This window comes from Myxococcales bacterium (assembly GCA_016699535.1).
GTDB lineage: Bacteria > Myxococcota_A > Polyangia > Polyangiales.
On record CP064980.1, the window covers coordinates 3,581,458 to 3,601,281 of the forward strand.

The 19,824-nt window shown below is 50.5% G+C and carries 18 protein-coding genes and 1 pseudogene; 8 read left to right on the plus strand and 11 right to left on the minus strand.

The genetic code is table 11. The features are described 5' to 3' along the window. Position 1: 1 nt before the first annotated feature. The 8 genes from IPJ88_16875 to IPJ88_16910 form a co-directional block, all read right to left on the minus strand. Positions 2-445, minus strand: a complete 444-nt coding sequence (locus tag IPJ88_16875; protein QQR89823.1) for an SUF system NifU family Fe-S cluster assembly protein — start codon at positions 443-445, stop codon at positions 2-4. Next, positions 445-1,710, minus strand: a complete 1,266-nt coding sequence (locus IPJ88_16880; protein ID QQR89824.1) for a cysteine desulfurase — start codon at positions 1,708-1,710, stop codon at positions 445-447. Before IPJ88_16880 ends, IPJ88_16875 begins: the two co-directional genes overlap by 1 nt. 2 nt (positions 1,711-1,712) lie before the next feature. Next, on the minus strand, positions 1,713-3,032 hold the full coding sequence (gene sufD, locus IPJ88_16885; protein QQR89825.1) for a Fe-S cluster assembly protein SufD: 1,320 nt from the start codon (positions 3,030-3,032) through the stop codon (positions 1,713-1,715). Beyond that, positions 3,029-3,799 (minus strand): Fe-S cluster assembly ATPase SufC, encoded by a 771-nt coding sequence (sufC, locus tag IPJ88_16890; GenBank protein ID QQR89826.1) that lies wholly within the window; start codon positions 3,797-3,799, stop codon positions 3,029-3,031. Before sufC ends, sufD begins: the two co-directional genes overlap by 4 nt. 140 nt (positions 3,800-3,939) lie before the next feature. After that, a complete protein-coding gene (gene sufB / locus IPJ88_16895) occupies positions 3,940-5,400 on the minus strand; it encodes a Fe-S cluster assembly protein SufB (protein ID QQR89827.1) in 1,461 nt (486 codons plus the stop codon). 3 nt (positions 5,401-5,403) lie between these two features. Next, complete coding sequence (locus IPJ88_16900) at positions 5,404-5,883, minus strand: SUF system Fe-S cluster assembly regulator (GenBank protein ID QQR89828.1); 480 nt, start codon at positions 5,881-5,883, stop codon at positions 5,404-5,406. A 153-nt stretch (positions 5,884-6,036) separates the two neighbouring features. Further along, positions 6,037-6,393 (minus strand): iron-sulfur cluster assembly accessory protein, encoded by a 357-nt coding sequence (locus IPJ88_16905; protein ID QQR89829.1) that lies wholly within the window; start codon positions 6,391-6,393, stop codon positions 6,037-6,039. 96 nt (positions 6,394-6,489) lie between these two features. Beyond that, positions 6,490-7,584, minus strand: coding sequence for a hypothetical protein (locus IPJ88_16910; GenBank protein QQR89830.1), 1,095 nt, complete (start codon positions 7,582-7,584; stop codon positions 6,490-6,492). Positions 7,585-7,733: 149 nt separating this feature from the next. On the opposite strand from IPJ88_16910, the gene IPJ88_16915 reads away from it, so the two are divergent. After that, positions 7,734-9,722 (plus strand): ComEC/Rec2 family competence protein, encoded by a 1,989-nt coding sequence (locus IPJ88_16915; protein ID QQR89831.1) that lies wholly within the window; start codon positions 7,734-7,736, stop codon positions 9,720-9,722. Positions 9,723-10,019: 297 nt separating this feature from the next. Here the strand turns inward: IPJ88_16915 and IPJ88_16920 are convergent, their stop codons facing one another. Beyond that, positions 10,020-11,171: a hypothetical protein gene (locus IPJ88_16920; protein QQR89832.1), complete on the minus strand. Its 1,152-nt coding sequence runs from the start codon at positions 11,169-11,171 to the stop codon at positions 10,020-10,022. 3 nt (positions 11,172-11,174) lie between these two features. Further along, positions 11,175-12,565, minus strand: a pseudogene (gene fumC, locus IPJ88_16925) (class II fumarate hydratase). Positions 12,566-12,615: 50 nt separating this feature from the next. On the opposite strand from fumC, the gene IPJ88_16930 reads away from it, so the two are divergent. The 4 genes from IPJ88_16930 (at position 12,616) to IPJ88_16945 (ending at position 14,515) form a co-directional block, all read left to right on the plus strand. Then, on the plus strand, positions 12,616-12,891 hold the full coding sequence (locus IPJ88_16930; GenBank protein QQR89833.1) for a hypothetical protein: 276 nt from the start codon (positions 12,616-12,618) through the stop codon (positions 12,889-12,891). After that, positions 12,858-13,289, plus strand: a complete 432-nt coding sequence (locus IPJ88_16935; protein QQR89834.1) for a hypothetical protein — start codon at positions 12,858-12,860, stop codon at positions 13,287-13,289. The genes IPJ88_16930 and IPJ88_16935 overlap by 34 nt, the downstream gene beginning before the upstream one ends. A 43-nt stretch (positions 13,290-13,332) precedes the next feature. Beyond that, on the plus strand, positions 13,333-14,253 hold the full coding sequence (locus IPJ88_16940; protein ID QQR89835.1) for a hypothetical protein: 921 nt from the start codon (positions 13,333-13,335) through the stop codon (positions 14,251-14,253). Between the two features lie 88 nt (positions 14,254-14,341). Continuing rightward, positions 14,342-14,515 (plus strand): hypothetical protein, encoded by a 174-nt coding sequence (locus IPJ88_16945; GenBank protein ID QQR89836.1) that lies wholly within the window; start codon positions 14,342-14,344, stop codon positions 14,513-14,515. A 4-nt stretch (positions 14,516-14,519) separates the two neighbouring features. Here IPJ88_16945 and IPJ88_16950 read toward each other — a convergent pair whose 3' ends face one another. Then, complete coding sequence (locus IPJ88_16950; GenBank protein QQR89837.1) at positions 14,520-15,725, minus strand: hypothetical protein; 1,206 nt, start codon at positions 15,723-15,725, stop codon at positions 14,520-14,522. Between the two features lie 141 nt (positions 15,726-15,866). Here IPJ88_16950 and IPJ88_16955 point away from each other — a divergent pair, with 141 nt between their 5' ends. The 3 genes from IPJ88_16955 to IPJ88_16965 all read left to right on the plus strand — a co-directional run bounded on the left by IPJ88_16955 (position 15,867) and on the right by IPJ88_16965 (position 19,822). After that, entirely contained in the window at positions 15,867-16,205 is a 339-nt protein-coding gene (locus IPJ88_16955; protein ID QQR89838.1) for a hypothetical protein, read from the plus strand. Then, positions 16,108-17,445, plus strand: a complete 1,338-nt coding sequence (locus IPJ88_16960; protein ID QQR89839.1) for a L,D-transpeptidase — start codon at positions 16,108-16,110, stop codon at positions 17,443-17,445. The genes IPJ88_16955 and IPJ88_16960 overlap by 98 nt, the downstream gene beginning before the upstream one ends. A 154-nt stretch (positions 17,446-17,599) precedes the next feature. Further along, positions 17,600-19,822, plus strand: coding sequence for a cation-translocating P-type ATPase (locus IPJ88_16965; GenBank protein QQR89840.1), 2,223 nt, complete (start codon positions 17,600-17,602; stop codon positions 19,820-19,822). Positions 19,823-19,824 lie beyond the last annotated feature (2 nt).

The window sequence follows — 19,824 nt, forward strand, 5'->3', positions numbered from 1 at the left end:
ACTACTCCGTACTCACTTGGGTTTTGTTTTCTAAAGCAGCGTGCAGTGTGTGCCACGCCAAAGTGGCGCATTTAACACGCATTGGAAATTCCACCACGCCCGAAAAAGCAGCAAGCTTGCCAAGCAAAGCCTCATTTGGCTTATGTTCAAGAGTCACGAGGTTATGAAACTCGCTGAATAACGCTTCGACTTCCTCAAGAGACTTGCCTTTAATGGCTTCGGTCATTGTGGATGCCGAGGCGGTTGAAATCGCGCAACCCGATCCTTGAAAGCCCACATCCTCAATCCTGTTGTCCTTGATGCGAAGCTTTAAGATGAGATTGTCACCACACAAAGGATTGTGCCCATTGGCACTGTGTGTGGAAGGCTCCGGGAAACGGAAATTGCGAGGCTGCTTTCCGTGGTCCAAGATAAGTTCCTGATACAGCTCTCGTAGTTCTGACATTAGCCTAACAACTCCTGTGCATGCTGTAGACCGTCAATAAAACGATCCACATCGCTTTCTGTGTTGTAGATGCCAAACGATGCCCGCACGGTCGCCGGGACTCCGAAGTGTTCCATAACCGGTTGGGCACAATGATGGCCTGCACGAATTGCGACACCATCCATATCAAGCACCGTGCCGATATCATGAGGATGAATTCCCTCAAGCACCACCGAAACAACACCCACCTTCTGAGCAGCTTGACCCACAAGGCGTACATTTGGAATCGCCTTTAGTTTTTCGTGCGCATAAGTCAGCAAGGCCTGTTCATGTTCAAAAACAGTTTGCATCCCAAGTTTTTCTAAATACTCAAGCGCGGCTCCCATCCCAATGACGCCCGCGATATTTGGGGTTCCTGCCTCAAAGCGATGCGGCAAATCATTGAAAATGACTTCCGAAAAACTCACGCTCTTGATCATGTCGCCGCCCGATTGATAGGGCTGCATCTGCTCAAGCCACCTTGTTTTGGCCACAAGCACACCCGAACCCGTGGGGCCATAAGCCTTGTGCGCACTAAATGCGTAAAAATCAGCATCAAGCGCGCTAAGATCGACAGGAAGGTGAGGAAGAGCTTGTGCCCCGTCAAGCAATACAGGTAAGCCGCGAGCATGCGCTGCATCAATCATGGCTTTCACAGGCAGCACCGTGCCCAGAGCATTGGAGACATGGCAAAGCGAAACAAAGCGCGTTTTTTCCGACAGCTTTGCCTCAAACTCCGCTGGATCGACTTGTCCTTTATCATCAAAAGGCAGCACAACCAGCTTAGCCCCCGTGTTTTTGCACAATAGCCACCATGGCACCAAGTTGGAATGATGCTCTAACTCCGTGATCAGGATTTCATCGCCAGCTTTGAGTTGGGGAGCCACAAAACTTTGGGCAACAAGGTTAATGGCCTCAGTCGTCCCACGGACAAACACACTGTGGCTGCCTTGAGGTGCATTTAAAAAGCGCTTGACGGTATCGCGTGCTTTTTCATAAGCCACCGTGGCGCGCTGCGATAGCATATGCACACCCCGATGAATGTTTGCGCAGTCTTTAGCATACACATTCAGTACTGAATCAATCACAGCCTGAGGTTTTAGAGCGGTTGCCGCGCTATCAAGGTAGCAAAGCGCTTTGCCGTGAACTTCTTGATCCAGGGCCGGGAAATCAGCGCGCACTTTATCCCAGTTCTTTTTAGCGCGCGATTCAGGATGCAGGTTTGCTGTTGGGGTGCTCGGTGTCATGTTTAGCACAGCTCCTCCAGCACCTGTTCAGCGCCCAGACGACTCAATAAGGTGGTTTGCAAAGCCTTGAACACTGGAAGGTTCTGCGCAGCTTGCAAAAGCTCACGCACGAAGCCATAAGTCAAGAGCGCTTTGGCGTGCTGCTCATCAATGCCTCGCGTTCGAAGATAAAACATCTGCACGGGATCAAGTTGACCCACCGTGGCGCCGTGGCTGCACTTGACATCATCGGCATCAATCTGCAGCTGTGGTTTGGTATGAATCACGGCGCTGTCGGACAAAAGCAAGTTGTGATTCTCTTGAGTCGCCGAACTTTTTTGAGCATCACGCGCCACTTTAATGCCGCCATCAAACACGGCCTGACTTTGAGCAGCAAGCACGCCGCGATAACGTTGAGCGCTTAACGCTCGGGGACAAGTATGCTCTACCGTGGTGTAGTGCCCAGAAAATTCATCGTTATCCGTAATGTAGCAACCCTCGAGACTGCACTCGCTACCCTGAGCATTGAGCGTGATCGATAAATCTTCACGCCGAAAGGCTCCTTGCATCGAATAGCTATGCGAATCCAGATGCCCGTCACTCTCGATACGCGCATGGTATTGGTAAAGATGATAATCTTGCTCACTGCCACTGAAGATTCGAAAATGGTGCAAGTTTGCATTGGCACCGATAACGGTTTCGACCACCGAATTGCTAAGATGAAGCCCGGCGGAATCCTGAGCCGGCAAAAAATGCTCGACCACAGTGCATTCGCTACTTTCACCAAGTGTAATTAGTACGCGAGGATGCACAAGCGCATTACCACTGCTCCGCGAGATGATGTACTCTACGTCGATGGGCGTTTTAATCTGCGCACCTTTTTCGACGTTGATCCAAAGCAGATCCGAGAACAGAGCCGTGTTGAGTTCAAACCAGGCATCACGTTGTTTTGCTATGCGAGCCAAGAAAAAAGCCATGGCTTCTTTATCTTTTGTATTCGCAGCATGCAGGGTCGTGATGCTAAGGCCTGAGAGATGCTTTTGCTTTTTGAGCGAGTAGCTGCCATTTTGACAGAGCACCGGAGCTTGAGAGGAATTGCGATGCGCCGAGGGTTGTACCGGCGCATCACTTAAGGAATCAAAAGATGACGCAAGCAAATCGTTCATCGGGACAAAACGCCAAGCTTCATTTTTGCTCGCGGGAAGACCATGTTCAATCACATGCTTGGCAGCTTCAGCACGCAGCTTGCTAAGCCAAGCAGTTTCCTGACTCAAGGGAAGATGACTAAGCTTGGCCACTAAACTTTGTTCAAGCTCTGAGCGTTCTTTTGCTACCTCGCTCATACAGAGGGCCCCTCAAACTGATTGGGACTGTTTTCATGCTTGCCGTATCCTTCTTTTTCAAGACGCAAAGCAATATCTTTGTCGCCCGACTCGACAATCCTGCCATCGACTAGCACATGAATTTGATCCGGCACAATGTAATCCAAGAGGCGCTGGTAGTGTGTAATGAGCAGCATAGAGCGATCCTTTGATCGCAGCGCATTCACTCCGTCTGCAACGACTTTTAAGGCATCGATATCAAGTCCAGAATCGGTTTCATCCAATATCGCAAGCTTAGGCTCTAGCATGGCCATTTGAAAAATCTCATTCCGCTTTTTCTCGCCACCGCTGAAGCCTTCGTTGACACCGCGTCTTGAGAAACTTTCATCAAGCTTGAGCAACGCCATCTTTTCTTTGGATAGTTTCAGAAAATCCACTGCATCGATGGGCGGTAGATCGCGATGCTTGCGGATGGCGTTCATGCCCGCCTTGAGAAAATACATATTGCTGACACCAGGAATCTCCACAGGGTACTGAAAACCCAAAAACATACCTTCTCGAGCACGCTCTTCGACCGACATCTCTAGAAGGTCTTTACCATCAAAAAGCATCTTGCCTTTTGTCACCTCGTAGCCGTCGCGACCCGCCAGCAAATACGACAGCGTACTCTTACCGGATCCGTTAGGTCCCATGATCGCATGCACCTGTCCGGTCTCCAGTTTGAGATTGACACCCTTAAGGATTTCTTTGCCATCCACACTTGCGTGGAGGTTTTGCAGTTCCAACATCGATATACTCCAGTACGTTCACAAAATTGAGCGGGCGCTTGCCCCGCGCGAACTCGCTTGTTACGCGGGCTCTAGCGCCACGCGAACTCGTTTGTTATGCGGTCGCTTGCGCCGCATAAACTTATTTGTCAAAACAGGCCCTATCCAACAGCACCTTCCAAACTCACGCCGAGAAGCTTCTGAGCTTCAACAGCAAACTCCATCGGAAGTTCTTTAATCACTTCTTTACAAAAGCCATTAACAATCAAACTCACGGCATCTTCTTCGCTTAGTCCTCGTTGCTTGCAGTAAAAGAGTTGATCTTCGCCAATGCGCGAAGTTGTAGCTTCGTGCTCGAGCTTCGCCGATGCGTTACGCACTTCAACATAGGGGACAGTATCCGCAGTGCAGGTATCGCCAATAAGCAGTGAATCACATTGGGTATGGTTACGCGCGCCCTGGGCGTTTTTCATAATTTTGACCAAACCACGGTAGGTTTGTTTGCCATGCCCAGCCGAAATACCTTTGGACACGATTGTGCTGCTGGTGTTTTTACCAAGATGAATCATCTTGGTACCGGTATCGGCTTGCTGTCGATTGTTGCTGAGCGCAACCGAATAAAACTCACCAATGGAGTTGTCACCCTTTAGGATACAGCTTGGGTACTTCCAAGTGATCGCAGAGCCGGTTTCAACCTGAGTCCATGAAATCTTAGAGCCCTTCCCTAGGCAGTTGCCGCGCTTGGTTACAAAATTATAGATCCCGCCTTTGCCGTTTTTGTCTCCGGGATACCAGTTTTGCACAGTGGAATATTTGATTTGTGCGCTTTCGAGGGCTACCAGTTCAACGACCGCAGCATGCAGTTGGTTTTCATCGCGCATCGGTGCGGTGCAACCTTCAAGGTAGCTGACATAGCTTTGATCATCGGCAACAACCAGCGTGCGCTCAAACTGACCGGTATTAGCAGCGTTAATGCGGAAATAGGTGGAAAGCTCCATGGGACAACGCACACCTTTGGGAATGTAGACAAAGGAGCCATCGCTAAAGACAGCCGAATTCAGTGCAGCGTAGAAGTTATCCGTGTGAGGAACGACGGAGCCAAGGTACTTTTTAATTAGTTCCGGATACTCTTGAACAGCTTCGGAAAAAGAACAAAACAAAATTCCCTCATCCTTTAGTCGCCCTTTAAAGGTCGTTGCAACCGAAACACTGTCGAAGACCGCATCCACCGCAACGCCCGCAAGCGCTGCACGCTCAGCTAAGGGAATGCCAAGTTTTTCATAGGTTTTTAAGAGTTCAGGATCGACTTCTTCCAAACTCTTCGGCGCATTCTCTTTGGACTTCGGTGCGGCATAATAAGAGATGGACTGAAAATCGATCGATGGATACTCGACATGAGCCCAGGTGGGTTCTTTCAACGTAGTCCAATGACGATAGGCTTTGAGTCGCCATTGCAATAGCCAATCGGGTTCATTTTTCTTTTTCGAAATAAAACGAACGATTTCTTCGCTCAGACCCGGTGGCGCGTAGTCTTGCTCAATGTTGGTGATAAAACCTGCATCGTAGTCGCGACTGATGAAAGCATTAAGCTCTTTATTTTTTTCTTTCACTTTCCTACTCATGACTTATTCCGATTCGACTGCAGCGGGCTCTAAAGGCTCGCGATGTTTGACCAACTGAAGCGGTACCAGCTTCGCCGATTCAGAATGGTTCATGTCCGCTAAGGAAACCGTGGACAGGGCTTTGAACACTGCCGTATTGATCAGCGCCCAGTTGGTATGTGCACCACCGTCGCTCTGTCTGTCGCAGGGATTCTCAGAGGGAATACTGCATTCGGTCAGAGCGATCGGACCTTCCATCGCCTCGATGATTTCCGCAATGCTCACCTCGGCTGGCATGCCGTTCATCCGATAGCCGCCATTAACGCCACGCTCAGAAGAAAAGATACCGGCGCGAACGAGCTGTTTAAGCACCTTGCTTACCGTAGGGCTGGGTATTTTTGTGCTTTCAGAAAGACCTCGCACACTGTGCAAATCCTCTGGTCGCTGCGCCATCTGCGTGCTAAGCACGATGGCGTAGTCAGTTAGTTTTCCAATGCGAACCATGCTGGCTATATAGTACGAAAATAGTACTATTTCCAGTCATAAGTAACATCCCACTGCATCCGGACACTTTTGGCATGTATTCAGCCTTAAAAACGCCAAATCTGGCATAATTCCATGTAAATCATGCCAGATGCACTAGCGGCAATTTTGTTACTAAAGAGCAAATGAGCTGCCGCAGCCACAACCGCTCTTGGCTTTGGGGTTGACGAATTTGAAGCCGTAGCCAATCAGTTTGTCTTCCCAGTCCAAGATGCATCCTTCGAGGATTTTCATGCTTTTGGCATCGATAAACACACGCAAGCCATCGTAGTCAAAGACATGGTCGTTTTCGCGTTGGTTTTGGGCAAATGCCACAGCGTAGCTTACGCCCGAGCATCCGCCGCCTCGCACCCCCAACCTCAAACCCAATACGGCTTCTTCGGCTTCGCTCAGCTTTTGCTTGCCCATAGCGATTGCTTTTGGAGTGAGATTAAATTGCGGTTTTCTCTCGATTGCTGGCTTCTGCGACATACTCGTCTCTTTCACATTCAACACCGGAAATCCAGTACTATAAGGGCTGTTTCCTAACAACCCGAACTATTCTGCAACAGTACTTATAGAGTGTAATCAGCAAATTAGGGGATCGCAACAACCACCCTGAGCAAACCAGGTCCCATTAATGCAGCGCCACAATTGCTGATCGCCCTGTGAACAACCATCTGAAGACATCACGCTCACGCCGCTGCAGGTTTTAGGGCGCGTCCCTGCGGCAGGACAACTAGGGGCACACACCTGTTCACAGGTTGACCAACTGCTCCAGACGCCCCAAGTGCATGTTGCGGAAGAACAGCTTCGATAGCGTTCTTGCATGCCGTTGCTGCCGCAGCTCTGTTCCTGGGTATCGATAGTGCCTGCCACACACTCATAGCTTTCCCCGGAACAGCTGCTCCAACTACTCCACGTGTTCCAGACGCAACTGCTACTGCATGATCGCTGTCGACTTTGTGTTCCGGTGCCGCACTGTCCGCAAGCGCGTTGCTCCGAGTCCTGCTCGCCCGGGATACAGTCTTGAATGTTGGAGCATGCGCTCCAGTCACCCCAAGCTTGCCATTGGCAATCTTGTCCACAACTACGCGAACGCTGTCGAGCGTTGCCGCAGCTTCCACAGCTTTCGCTCTCGGTTTCGCTTTGTCCCGGCGTGCACACTCCTTCAGCAACGCAGGCATAGTCGTCCCAGCCGCAAGTCTCATTGCAACTGCGTTGCAGGGTTCCGCACATCCCGCAGCTGCCGTTTTGCTCGAGCGCGCCAACGGCACAGGCGCCTTGATTGGTGCAACTACCATCATTGCTCCATGTGCCATCAACACAGCTTTGTGCTTGAGTGCCACATTGCTGACAACTTGTTTGTCGAGAATCGGGCACCGTACAACTGCAATCGGCTGGCGCATCACAACTTTGCCAGACACCATTGACGCAGTCTTGAATGCCATCGGCACATTCGCTCTGGCAGCTCCGTTCTGAGCGGGAACCCACAGAGCTGTTCTGATCATCGCAATCGACCTGCTCGGCAAAGCCATCTCCGTCCTGATCGACAAAAGTGCTCTGACAGTCTGCTCCTTCACAGGGCTCTACTTGTGGATCGCTCAGAAGCGTTGCATCAAAACTCTGGCAACTCGCCATCGCAAGCACAGAGGCGAGCAAGATCGGTTTAATATAGTCCACTTTCCTTATTATAATCCACAGCGCCAAGCTCGCCACTTCGTTTAGCGGAACGGCAGACGCTGTGGGCGAATGCCGACATTGCGACCCGACAAGACATTGAAATCATTGAGACTACAAGCAGGCACTCATTTTGCCTGCCGTCAAGTGGCATGCCCTTTGTCGTCGCAGTAGGGATCGCTTGGCTAAGCTCTTTGTTTTTACGCGAAGCCTTTGCTTCAAGCACCGCGTTGAAAATCATCGTTGGAGTGTTTGTACTCGCAATCATTGCTTTACTGCAACGAAGGAACAATCTGCGAGAAGGCTGCAGAGTGTTGTCTCAATTGCTAATGCTGTCACTTTGTTGCGGCATCCTCCTTCAACTACCACGCGCACGCGGCAAAACTGTACCGCAATCAGGACCGTATGTGTTGCGCATCAGAGTCGAAAAAACAGACCATACGCGTGGCGGGCCCCGCTCCTTGGTGTCCGTGCTTAGCGGTAAACACCTTATTAACAAAACAGCAATGGAGCCTGGCACAAAGCTCTACGTGTATCCCCGAGAATTCCCTCTGGGTGCAGAACTTTCAGTGTTCTTAAAAATAAAAAGCTTCTCTCGTTTCGACAACCCCAGTCCGCATCCCACTTGGTCCTTTGGAGAGGCCGAACGACCTTCTGCGAGTGCATGGATCATCGCACCTGAAACCATACAGACAGTCTCACGAAATCTTTTTCTCGAGAAGATACAAACACTTCGCTCAAGGATACGAAGCCGGCTTCAGCAAACACTTGGCCGCCGCACTGCAGCGCTTGGTTGCGCGTGGGTGCTGGGCGAATCGGCTCTCATGGATCCCGATGATAAAGCTGCTTTTCGCAAAGCAGGCATGGCGCATCTGCTTGCGGTCTCAGGGCTGCATGTCAGCCTCATCGCCGGAATTTTTCTTTTAGTGATCCGTCGCTTACTTCAAAGCACGCCCCTGCTCTCAAAACGATTTGACATTAAACCACTCGCTTATGTAACAGCGCTTCCTTTTGTCGTGTTTGTTGCGCTCGTGGCTAATGGCTCACCCAGCGCTTGGCGTGCAGCTCTTACGGCCATCCTGAGCTGGAGCGCTACTGCGTTTAGTCGACAGCCTTGTACGATTCGCACAGTGGCGGCATCGCTAGTCCTATTCTGTGTCTTCGATCCCGTTCGTAGTTTGCAACCGGCTTTTCTGCTTTCGATCATGGCTACCGCTAGTCTGATTGGCAGCGCTGCCAGATTTAGCTTTCTCAAAACACATTGGACCACTGCCTATCGAAGTTTCATCGCAACTGCGCCACTACTTTGGTGGTGTTTTTCCTCGCTTCCTTTAGTCGGTCTTCTTAGCAACGTCATTCTGCTTCCTTTGCTTAGCGTGACGCTACTGCCCCTGTGCTTTATTCATACCTTCTTGGCTACGCTTGGCTTGGGAGTCGCCGAGTATTCAGCTTTCGTGCTTTCACGGGGATCGGAATGGATGCATTCAGCCAATGCATGGCTCGCGCAAATTTCATTTGGACAAGTTCTCCCTCCGCCAAGCTTGCTTCAAGGACTGATCGCTGCACCGTTTTCTCTGTTTTTTCTTGCGAGCGAGAGAAAGCAAAAACGAAGCATCGTTGCTGCACTTGCTTTGCTGGCTCTTTTTTTAGCAGAAGCACACTTGCGCTACACTGAAAAACCAACAGGCGCGCTGCGCGTTAGTTTTCTTGACGTGGGCCAAGGAGACGCCGCTCTGATTGATCTGCCCAACGGCAAACTCATGATGATCGACACAGGAGGAGATCCTTTAGGCAAATGGGATCCCGGGGCGAAGGCAGTCTTGCCACTGCTCAAAGCACGTCGACGAGAGCGCATTGATATTCTTGCCATTAGCCATCCGCATCCCGATCACTATGCTGGATTGGCTGCTTTGCTTGAGGAAATCAAAATTACAGAGATTTGGGATAGCGGGCAGGCCTTGCAAGAAAATCCCGAGGGGGGCTACGCCAAGCTACTTGCTCTGGCTCAAAAAAGGGAGCACGCTTGCTTACAGCACAGACCCTTTGCAACAATGATCTATCGGAGGGCGGCGCCGAGATTCATGTCCTTTGGCCCTGCCCTAGTTTCGATGCGAGCTATGACGTCAACGACAACTCGCTAGTCATCTCAATTGCCTACGCAAAAGGTCGCTATCTATTTACAGGCGACATTGAGGCCGAGGCCGAGGCTGAGTTAATCCGTCAAAGAAGTCCATTGCAAGCCGAGGTATTGAAAGTAGCCCACCATGGATCCCGCACCTCAAGTTCTATGGCTTTTTTGCAGGCAGTCGCGCCGGACCTTGCAGTGCTCAGCAGCGGAAAAGACAATCCCTTTGGCCATCCCCATCAACAAACCTTGGATGCACTACAACAACTCGGCATTCATTCGTGGTCCACCGCAACACGCGGAGGTCTCGTCCTTACACAGAAGGGTTCGAAGCAGCAATCTCTTTTTCATAGATTCGGTAAGTTTTGTAGATCTTGGCACCCATGGCTTTGATCGCAAGGTTGATGAGGCGGTTATCTTCCAAGGTCCACGACAGTTCAGCCCAACGATAGCCGCAGGGTTGCGCGCGTCGAATAAGTTCGACGTACATCGCCGTAGAGAGTCCGCCATAGCGCTTGATGCCTCTGATCTCTTCTCGAATCCCTAGCATCATCAACCGACCACTTCGGGGTTTGTTGATTTTCATGCGCCACAGGATCTTAAGCAGACCGGTTGGAAAGAGTTTGCCGTCGATGTCACGTATGGCTTCGTTGAGATTGGGGATGCAAATACATATCCCCATGGGTCTGCCATTAATCTCAGCAAAGAAAGCAACGCGCTCATCAATGATTAGCTTGAGGTCCTTGGCGATCTTATCCACTTCTTCACGTGTAGCCGGAACAAAGCCCCAATTTTCTTTCCAGGCATCATTGAATATCTCCATGATGCTCTTGAGTTCTTCTTCCATGCGCGACTTATCAACGCAACGCATCCTTACTTCAGGAAGCAACTGAATCTGCTCCCAAGCTTTTTTGGCGCGCGCCGGAACCTCGTCTACATCGTAACGCCAAGCAAAAAGGTCTTTGCATTTGCTGAAACCAGCACTTTCGACAATGCCGGCTTGATACTGCCGTGAATGCGGCATGAGAATCACAGGTGGGTGCTCAAAACCGTCTATCAGCAAGCCCACTTCTTCGTTGATGTTCAAGGAATACGGTCCCCGGATACGCTTCACGCCGCGCTCGGCAAGCCAAGCTTCAGCCTTGCGCAAGAGCGCATGACCGACTTCAGGATCATTAAGTGTATCAAAAAAACCAAAAAACCCTGTTTCATCTTTGTGAATCCGCAAGTGTTCACGATCAATTTGGGCTGAACAGCGCCCGACTAATTTGCCGTTTTTCCAAGCGGTAAACAGGGTCGCTTCACCATGCAAAAAGAAAGGGTTTTTCCTGGGCGTGAGTCGCTCGCGCAAATCCATTTCCAGTGGCGGAACCCATGCCGGATCAGCATTAAAGACCACATGTCCTGCTCGAATAAAATCGTCGAGGTCTTTGCCTAAACGATGTTCGCGAATTTCAACCGCCATAAACTAAGCTTTCGGTCCTAACATGGTTTCGGGTCGTACGACTTCATCAAATTCTTTTGCAGAAAGGAAACCAAGCTCGACAGCAGCTTCTTTTAGTGTCCCGCCTGTTTTGTGCGCATGTTTTGCTATCTTAGCCGCGTTGTCATAGCCGATTTTAGGATTCAATGCTGTCACCAGCATAAGGGAGTTATTTACGTTGCGCTCAATGGTCGCAAGATTGGCTTCAATGCCAATGGCACAATGGTCATTGAAACTCGTGATAGCATCGCCAAGCAAACGCACTGATTGAAGCAGATTGTAGGCAATTACGGGTTTGAAGACGTTGAGTTCGAAGTTGCCTTGACTGCCAGCAAAACCAACCGCGGCATCGTTGCCGAAAACCTGCACGCACACCATGGTTAGCGCCTCACTTTGAGTTGGGTTAACTTTGCCGGGCATGATGGAGCTGCCAGGCTCATTTTCAGGAATACTGATTTCGCCTATGCCGCAACGCGGACCGGAAGCAAGCCAACGCACATCATTTGCAATTTTCATGCATGCCGCTGCAAGTTGTTTTAGCGCACCGCTGCTTCCTACAAAGGTGTCGTGCGCGGCAAGACCTGCAAATTTATTCTCAGCACTATCAAACTGTGTACCCGAGATATCACTTATTTTCTTAGCGACCATAGGAGCATACTTGATGTCAGTGTTAAGGCCTGTACCTACGGCAGTGCCACCCAAAGGAATTGCTCGAAGCTGTTTAAGTGTTCCCTGTACCGCTTCAGAAGCGCTCTTGAGCTGCGCGACCCAACCGCTGATCTCCTGGCCAAGTGTGAGCGGGGTGGCATCTTGAAGATGAGTGCGGCCGATTTTCACAATGTCTTTAAAAGCGACAGCCTTCTTGTCTAGCGTATCGTGCAACTTCTTTACCGCGGGGAGCAGGTGCCGCTCGATTTGCTCTACGGCAGCAATGTGCATGGCTGTAGGAAAGGTATCGTTGGAGGATTGTGAACGATTCACATGATCGTTGGGGTGCACTGGCTTTTTCGAACCAATCTGCCCGCCTGCAAGCTCGATGGCTCGGTTTGAAATAACCTCATTGACGTTCATGTTGCTTTGGGTGCCCGAGCCCGTTTGCCACACAACCAACGGGAAATGTTCATCCAAACGGCCATCGATGACCTCATCGGCTGCGCGAACGATAAGGTCACACAGCTCTTTTTCCAGGTTTCCGAGCTCGTGATTGCTGAGTGCTGCCGCTTTTTTGAGAATACCAAAGGCTCGGAGAATTTCACGTGGCATGCGCTCGCTACCAATACGAAATTCATTCTTGAGCGTGCTGTTTGCGCGCCATAGTATTTATCAGAGGGAACTTCGATGTCTCCCATCGAATCACTTTCAATACGTGTGTTCATTTTTTTCCTCGCCCGTATATTTTTAGCAAAAACAACGCTAGCGTTGTGGCATGCGGCGTTTGGCTTACTGCATTGTGACTCTTTTGGCTAGCAGCTCGGTGACGGCCGAGTCTGGGCCTTCAATTGAACTACTCAGAAAAAGCCTCGAGCACGAATTTTCCGGCAATTCCAAGGTTTCGGAAAGCTCACTGCATAGCGTGGGCTATACACTGGATGTTGCAGAACGGATCAAACACAGCCATCCGGCGCAATCCGGGGCATGGATAAAACGTGCCGCAGCACTTTTAAAAGCGTGCAGTCGGGAAAAGATCCCTATCCTCAGCTAAAAGGAAAAATCACGCCACGAGGCTACAAGAGCAAACTGTCATCTAAACGGCAAGGCTATGCCATCTACATTCCGCCCACATACGATCCGAATAAACAGTACCCGCTTATGATTGTGCTTCACGGAGGATCATCAAACGGTAATTTGTTTTTAGGGGTGGTGCTTGGGAACAACTTAAATTGGAAAAGTTATCCTCAGCATTTGTACGACTCTTTTGAGCCACGGCACTTTCCAGAATGGATCGTGGTTGCCCCGGATGGTTATGGACAAGTGCTTTGGCGCTGGATGGGCGAACAAGATGTGCTTGATGTCATCTCTGACGTCAAGAGCCAATACAGTGTCGATCCCAACCGTGTGGTCCCTAGCTGGGATATCAAACGGCGGACTCGGTGCCTATAGCATAGGGCTTCGCCAAGCTTGGCGCTTTAGCGCAGTCATCGCTATGGCCGGAGCACCTGGATGGCACCAATACGCCGGAGGTAGCCCATCGAGTGTTGAACGCGCACTTCTCGCGCAGGTCTCAGGCTTTGATTTGGCACGCAACGCTCACAACACCGATTTCCGTTTTTATCACGGACGCACCGATACCGGACCAATGCGGCCACACTATGTCGAAGAATTCGAAGCGCTGCTGCAACGTAAAAACATCCCTTATAAAAACCGCTGGTACGATGCGGGCCACGATATCCTCTATATCGTAGAGCGACGAGAAAAACTTTTTGAAGACCTTACTCGAGTCGTGCGCAATCCACATCCTGCACAAATAAAGATGGTGACTTCTGATTTTCGCGCCAATCGCCAACATTGGCTGGAAGTCACCCGTTTTGATGGTTATCCCGCTCTAGCTGAAATCGACGGAAAAATCGAAGACTCAACGCTGAGTATAAAGAGCAAAGGGGCATCGGCACTTCGCATTTATGCGCAGGACTTACCTTTGTCCCCCAACAGGGAGCTCAAACTACAGATCAACGGCGAGGCAGTCTTTGAAGGCAAGCGAGATGCGTTAGGGCATCGTGTTAATGTAGTCCATCAGAATGGAAAATGGAGACTTGCATATCCAGAGACTAGCACACTTGAGAAGAAACCTGGCCTAAGCGGCCCACTCACGGACGGCTATTATGAGCCCGCCGTGCATGTCTACGGCAGTCAGAATGAAAGCACTCGTTCCTTGTTAGAACAAAGCGCAACCAAAGCTGCCCGCGGCTGGCCTTTATGGCTTTGGTTTTTCTCACAACCAGTAGTTGCCGATAGCGAACTTAGCGAGGCTCAAATCAAAAACAACAACATCGTCCTTTATGGAACGCCAGATGACAATATCGTTCTAAAAGATCGCTTCCAAGCTACCGATCCAGATCACACATGATGGCATAACCATTCAAGGCAACGAATTCAAAGGCAAAGAGCTTGGAGCGCGCTTCATCTATCCTAATCCCTTAAATCGCGAGCGTTATGTGATTGTTCAAAGTGGCACAACGCCTCAAAGTATTGCAGCGGCAAACAACCTTCCCGACTTTGTCGCGGACTATGTTGTTTTTGATGCTACTTTGTTTAAAACCCGCCAGCGCTTGATAGCCGGAAAAACGCGTTATCTCGCACATGGCTTTTGGGGAGCCCACTGGCAATAAAAGCTTAGCCGTTTTTTTGTGCTAGAAATTCCAAAACGAGCGCAGCAGTCCATGTGAAACTTTCTGCACCAAGGCCTTCACCTGTCTGCGCTTCAAAGTACTCATAGAAGCCTGAGTTTTCAACCAGAGCCAGACTTAACTCGGCCAAATCAATATCTACAGCGTCATTTAACATCCAGTTGGTATTGATCCAAGTCGGCCCTCGCCAGTAGCGACGTGGCTCGAACTTTGCGTCTGTGGGCGACGTTGAAGGATAGGGGTACGGGGTAGTGAAGCGAGAGCGCAAACCCTCGCGAAGTGCGTCTTCACGCTCCTTTTTTACGCCACACCAAAGAGGCATATAGCATCCAATGGTATCCGACTCGATGAATTTCAAATCAAAGGCATCTTTATAGCAATAACGTTCTTTGTCTGGATGCCATAGATGCTGCTCGAGGCCTTCCCGAATGCGCTTTGCACGCAACAATGCCTCACTCCGAAAATCACATTGCTTGGCTAGCCAAGCAAGATCGTCTTCGGCACGAATCACCACCGATGTCATGAAAGGATCGTAGACACTGAAACTGCCACGCCCAAAGCCATTGTCCGCAATCTCTTGCACTAAAGCTAGGTAACGTTTGTAGGTTGTATCATCAGGTCGTTGCTCGGCCTCTGTAACGACAGTGTTATCAACACGATTAAATGACGGAACCTCGGAAATATCGATGCGCTCCAAAGCAGCATCCCATGCGGGGCTGTTGTCCAATCCGCTTTCCCAAGGATGAGCTACCGCAATTGCGCCCAAGCCACAGGGATCACGTTGCTCTGAGAAGAAGCACAACGAAGCATCCAACTTTGAAAGCAGAGGAAGGAGCCGCTCACGATTGGGATCTCTTGAAAACAACATCCTTAGTGCTGTTGACCACATGGGCGGTTGAGTGACACTCGTGCTGGAGTAATCCTTCCAAATCGCCGGACAAGGAAAATAGCGTGCGTCAGGATTGTGAAAATAAATGTGGGGGATACGACCATCTGGCCATGCGGTTGCAAAGAGTGTTTCCAATTCAACCCAGGCACGATCAGTATTAAAGTGAGACCAGCCCATGGCAGCAAATGCCGAGTCCCACGCCCATTGATGAGGATACAGACGCTGTGAAGGTACCGTAAAAGCACCTTGGTCGTTGTTCTTTAGGAGCTCGATGGCGTGTTCTCGAAGCAGGTCTGTTGACATAACGGTCTTGAATGTTTTGAAACTATAGATAAAACCCGACACTGTAATTGAAAAATTAGGATGACGCTATGAAAAATTACAGCAATTCCCTGCTATTTTCTAGACACTTGAACTAGAAAGTAGAAGGTTCAGGTTAACGAAGTGAATCAACTTAACATGCGCTACTCTATCGTCCTGCTAATCTTATCTCTGCTTATCTTTGAAACTGTTTCTGGTTGTGGAAAACGGGAAGGCAAAGACACACCTTCCGTGCTTGGAAAACTAAGTGCTCCTACGCAGCCGAAAACCCACGACACGACAATCGAAGAACGTTCTTCCCAAGAAGATATCAAAGAACAGGTTTCTCAAGCTTTTGCCGCACAGTACCCGTTGCTAGGAACCGTTGAATGGCACATCGCTCGAATCTACTCAGAGCCCAAAACCACATCGGCCGTGGCTGGAGCGGCACGACGCGGCACCTTTTCGCGCCGCACTGGTTGAGCAAGGCGAAGGTTGCAAAGGAAAATGGTTACGCCTGCCGGGCAATGGCTTTGCATGCACAGCCCAAGGCTTTGCTTTACAGAAGCCAGAGCAAGACAACGAGGATAAGTGGGTACCCATGCCGCCGGCCTTGGATAGCGCGCTGCCCTACCCCTATGGACGAGTGGTCCGAGAAGGCAGCCCACAGTACTGGCGCCTTCCCAGTCGTGAAGAGGAAATTCAAGCGATGCAAATCATGAAACGCATCGCCGAACGCACACAAAAACTTCAAAACTCCACAGTAGACGGTGAAGATCCAGCCCCTGAGGAAGAGCAAGCTTCTGCAAGTGACGAGCAACCGGAAGCTGTACCTGAGACTAACCCGGCGGTAGAAGAGGCGACGGAAGAAGAAGCCCTTCCGGACTTCATTCGCATGCGAATGCAAGCGGGATACTATGTAAGCCTCGATCGTTTTGAAAATCATGAAGGACAAGATTTCTTCCGAACAATACGAGGTGGATTTCTACGTGCCGATGACATTGTTGAAGTAACAGCTCCACCCATGCGAGGAGTCATTGTCGGTGGCGTTTGGTCCTTGCCGCTTGCTTTTGTATGGCGAGCTTACACGCGTGCTTATCAATACAACCCTTCGGAGAACAAGCTCAAAGTACTTTACGATTTGCCTCGTCACACACCCTTGGCCTTAAAAAACGATAACTTTATTCATGAAGGCAAGGCGTACGTACTAAGCCGTGAAGAGATTGCCGCTCGCATGACAGCAGTGCGTATCGCTAAAGCAGTTCGCCGGCCTGCAATTATCCCAGTAGGCGAAAAATGGATTCACATCAATCTCAAACAACAAACAGTTATCGCTTATGAAGGCGACAAGCCCGTTTTTGCCACCCTTGCATCCACCGGAAAAAAAGACTTTGAAACGCCGCCTGGTGTGTTTCGCATGGTCTCCAAGCACGTAAGCACCACCATGGATGATTTCACTTCGCAAGAACAGGCTTATAGCATCGAAGATGTACCCTGGGTGATGTACTACAGTGGCAGCTATGCATTGCATGGTGCTTTTTGGCACAACCGTTTCGGGCAAACTCGTAGTCACGGCTGTGTTAATCTGTCGCCCATTGATGCCCGATGGCTCTTTCAATGGTCGGAGCCCACCCTTCCCAATGGTTGGCACTCTTTGTTTTCTTCCCGCGACCGCCCAGGAACCTGGATCTATGTTGATACTGGAGAAGAAGAGACCAACTAAGACACTGCCCTTCTGATGTCACTGCGGGAAGCTCAGCAAGCTCGCCACGGACCGGGGCGCGTAGATCAAGGAATACCAAGCTATATTTCAAGTTTGAGCAACGATACCCCTAAGTTACAGCATCAAACAGACACCGTATTTGTGCTGTGATTGGATGGAACTGGTTTTCCAGTTGTCTGCAGTAAAAAAGCACGCTAATCCGCTGCCTGTGATTGCTGAAATGAAACAAGATACTCTCCCCTGCAGTGGTTGCGGCGCAAGCATGGACCAACTGCGTGCACCTCATGTTGTTGCATTTGAAGAGGGCTTGTCCTTTTTCTGCTCCGATCAGTGCTTAAAAAAACTCAAGGAACATAGTGCACGGCCAAGCTTCGAAGCGCTTCGCCCTGCTCGTGTATCACGATCGCCCGTGCCGCTTGCTCCCGTTAACACCAACAGCATTCAGTCGCCAGGCTTTTTAATCGAAACAAGGCGCCGCTGGTTCATCGCCGCCGTGACACTCTCTACGCTATCCCTTCTGATGGCTGCTTTTGCAGCACGCTCATGGATAGCACTTCTTTGCACCGCACTTAGCACCACAAGCGTTGGCATCGCGTTCTATGTTGTTCGAGAAAAACATTTAACTCGAAACATTTTTCTGGGACTGGGCTGCATTGGTACCTTACTCATCAATGCGCAAGCGTGGATGCTCGTAGCCGAGAAAAGCAATGCCAGCTTCGTATTAGCCGGCGCGGCTTGTTGTTCGTTGGTGGTTCTGTTTCGCGTCTACACAGAAATACAAGTTTTGCGGCCCATAGTGGCCATCCTGCGCAGCATGCGCAAGGCCCTACCGCACATTGCCAAAAAGCCACGACAGGACGATCGGAACCCAACTCAGGTTGCTTTTGATCTTTGCAATAGTGAAGAAGTATCGGTGGGAGAGGAGATCTTGCTTCTTGCGGGCGATAGCGCACCTGTTGACGGAACGATTCGCGCTGGACAAGCAGAAGCCTTTCCCTTCCCGGCTTCAAAGACACTCATATCCGTCAGGCCAGGACAGAATCTTATTGCAGGAACCCAAGTGGTTCGAGGTGCGCTACGCATGGTAGCGACAGCCACGCGCGATCAACGCCTACCTTTGCGATCGCTAAGTTCGCCGCGCACCATCCTAAAGACACCGCTGTCACCCGCAACCCTGCATCAAGCCATGTACCGTTGGGGCTTGGTTGCCTTTGCTTTTGCAGCTCTATTTTTACTCATTATTGTCGATGGTATCGCAAGCAAACTCGGCATGCTTGGGTTGCTTTGTGTCGTCACCCCTTTTGTATCCCTGTCTCGCAGTGGCTATATCCAGCTCTTGCTTGCTTCGTTCTCAGCGCAAAATCGCGGGATCTTTTTTAATGATCTTCATGCGTTATATCGAGCTGGTGCAGTGGACACCGTGGCCGCACGAAGCCGCGGCATTGTCACAGAAGGCCGATTGCAAGTCGTTGATGTCGAATGGATCGATAACAGTGCGATGAGTAAAGCCCTCGCGCTGATTCTCTCCGCGGAAAGCAACTTTAGCCAACAGCCTATCGCCCAGGCCTTAGTACGTTACGCCAGTGACCACTGCAAAGAGCCGACAGCTCTCGCGCACCCGACACTCAGTCCTGGAGAAGGGATCACCGGAAACACACAAGAGGGAGAAGCTTTTGTGATCGGTAATCGGCAAATGCTGCTCAATCAAGGCGTTAGCATCGCCGTTGCAGAAGAAACCCTAAAAAAAGCTGAAACGCTTGGCCGCACCACGGTATTGGTCGCCATCGGCGGAAAAATGGTGGCTGTCTTTGCTATGCAAGATGAGCCAAGCCCACATGCCAGAGTCGCCGTCCAACGTCTCTCCGACCTTGGCATCGAAGTCATGCTCCTTTCGGGAGACCAAAAACGTACAGTCGAAGTCATGGCTGCACACCTTGGTATTGATTACATCAAAGCTGAACTTTCGCCCCCCGAGCGCGCCCATGAAATTAAAAAACTCCGCGAAGGAGGAAGCGTAGTGGCAGTCGTTGGGGATCCGAGCCTTGATGAAATCCTTCTGCGAGAAGCGAATATACCCATCCCACTAAGCTCCGCTGGCAAAGGCGTTTCCTTTAACGACAGCATGGCTTTGGTGGGTAGCGACTTGCGAGATGCGGCCGATGGTCTGTGGATTGCGCAGGCCTGCCACCGCGGCATCCGCAAAAAAATCTTCGCAGCCCTCACCGTCGGAAGCTGTCTTATGGCAAACACCATGTTTGGACAACTCCCTATCATGATCGGGGCTTTGGCCGCCTTTGCGCTTGATTTTTACGCCTTGCTTGCGCCACGGCGCTTGCAACGACGAATTGACCTCCGCGTCCCATGCCGTTCATGGTAGGA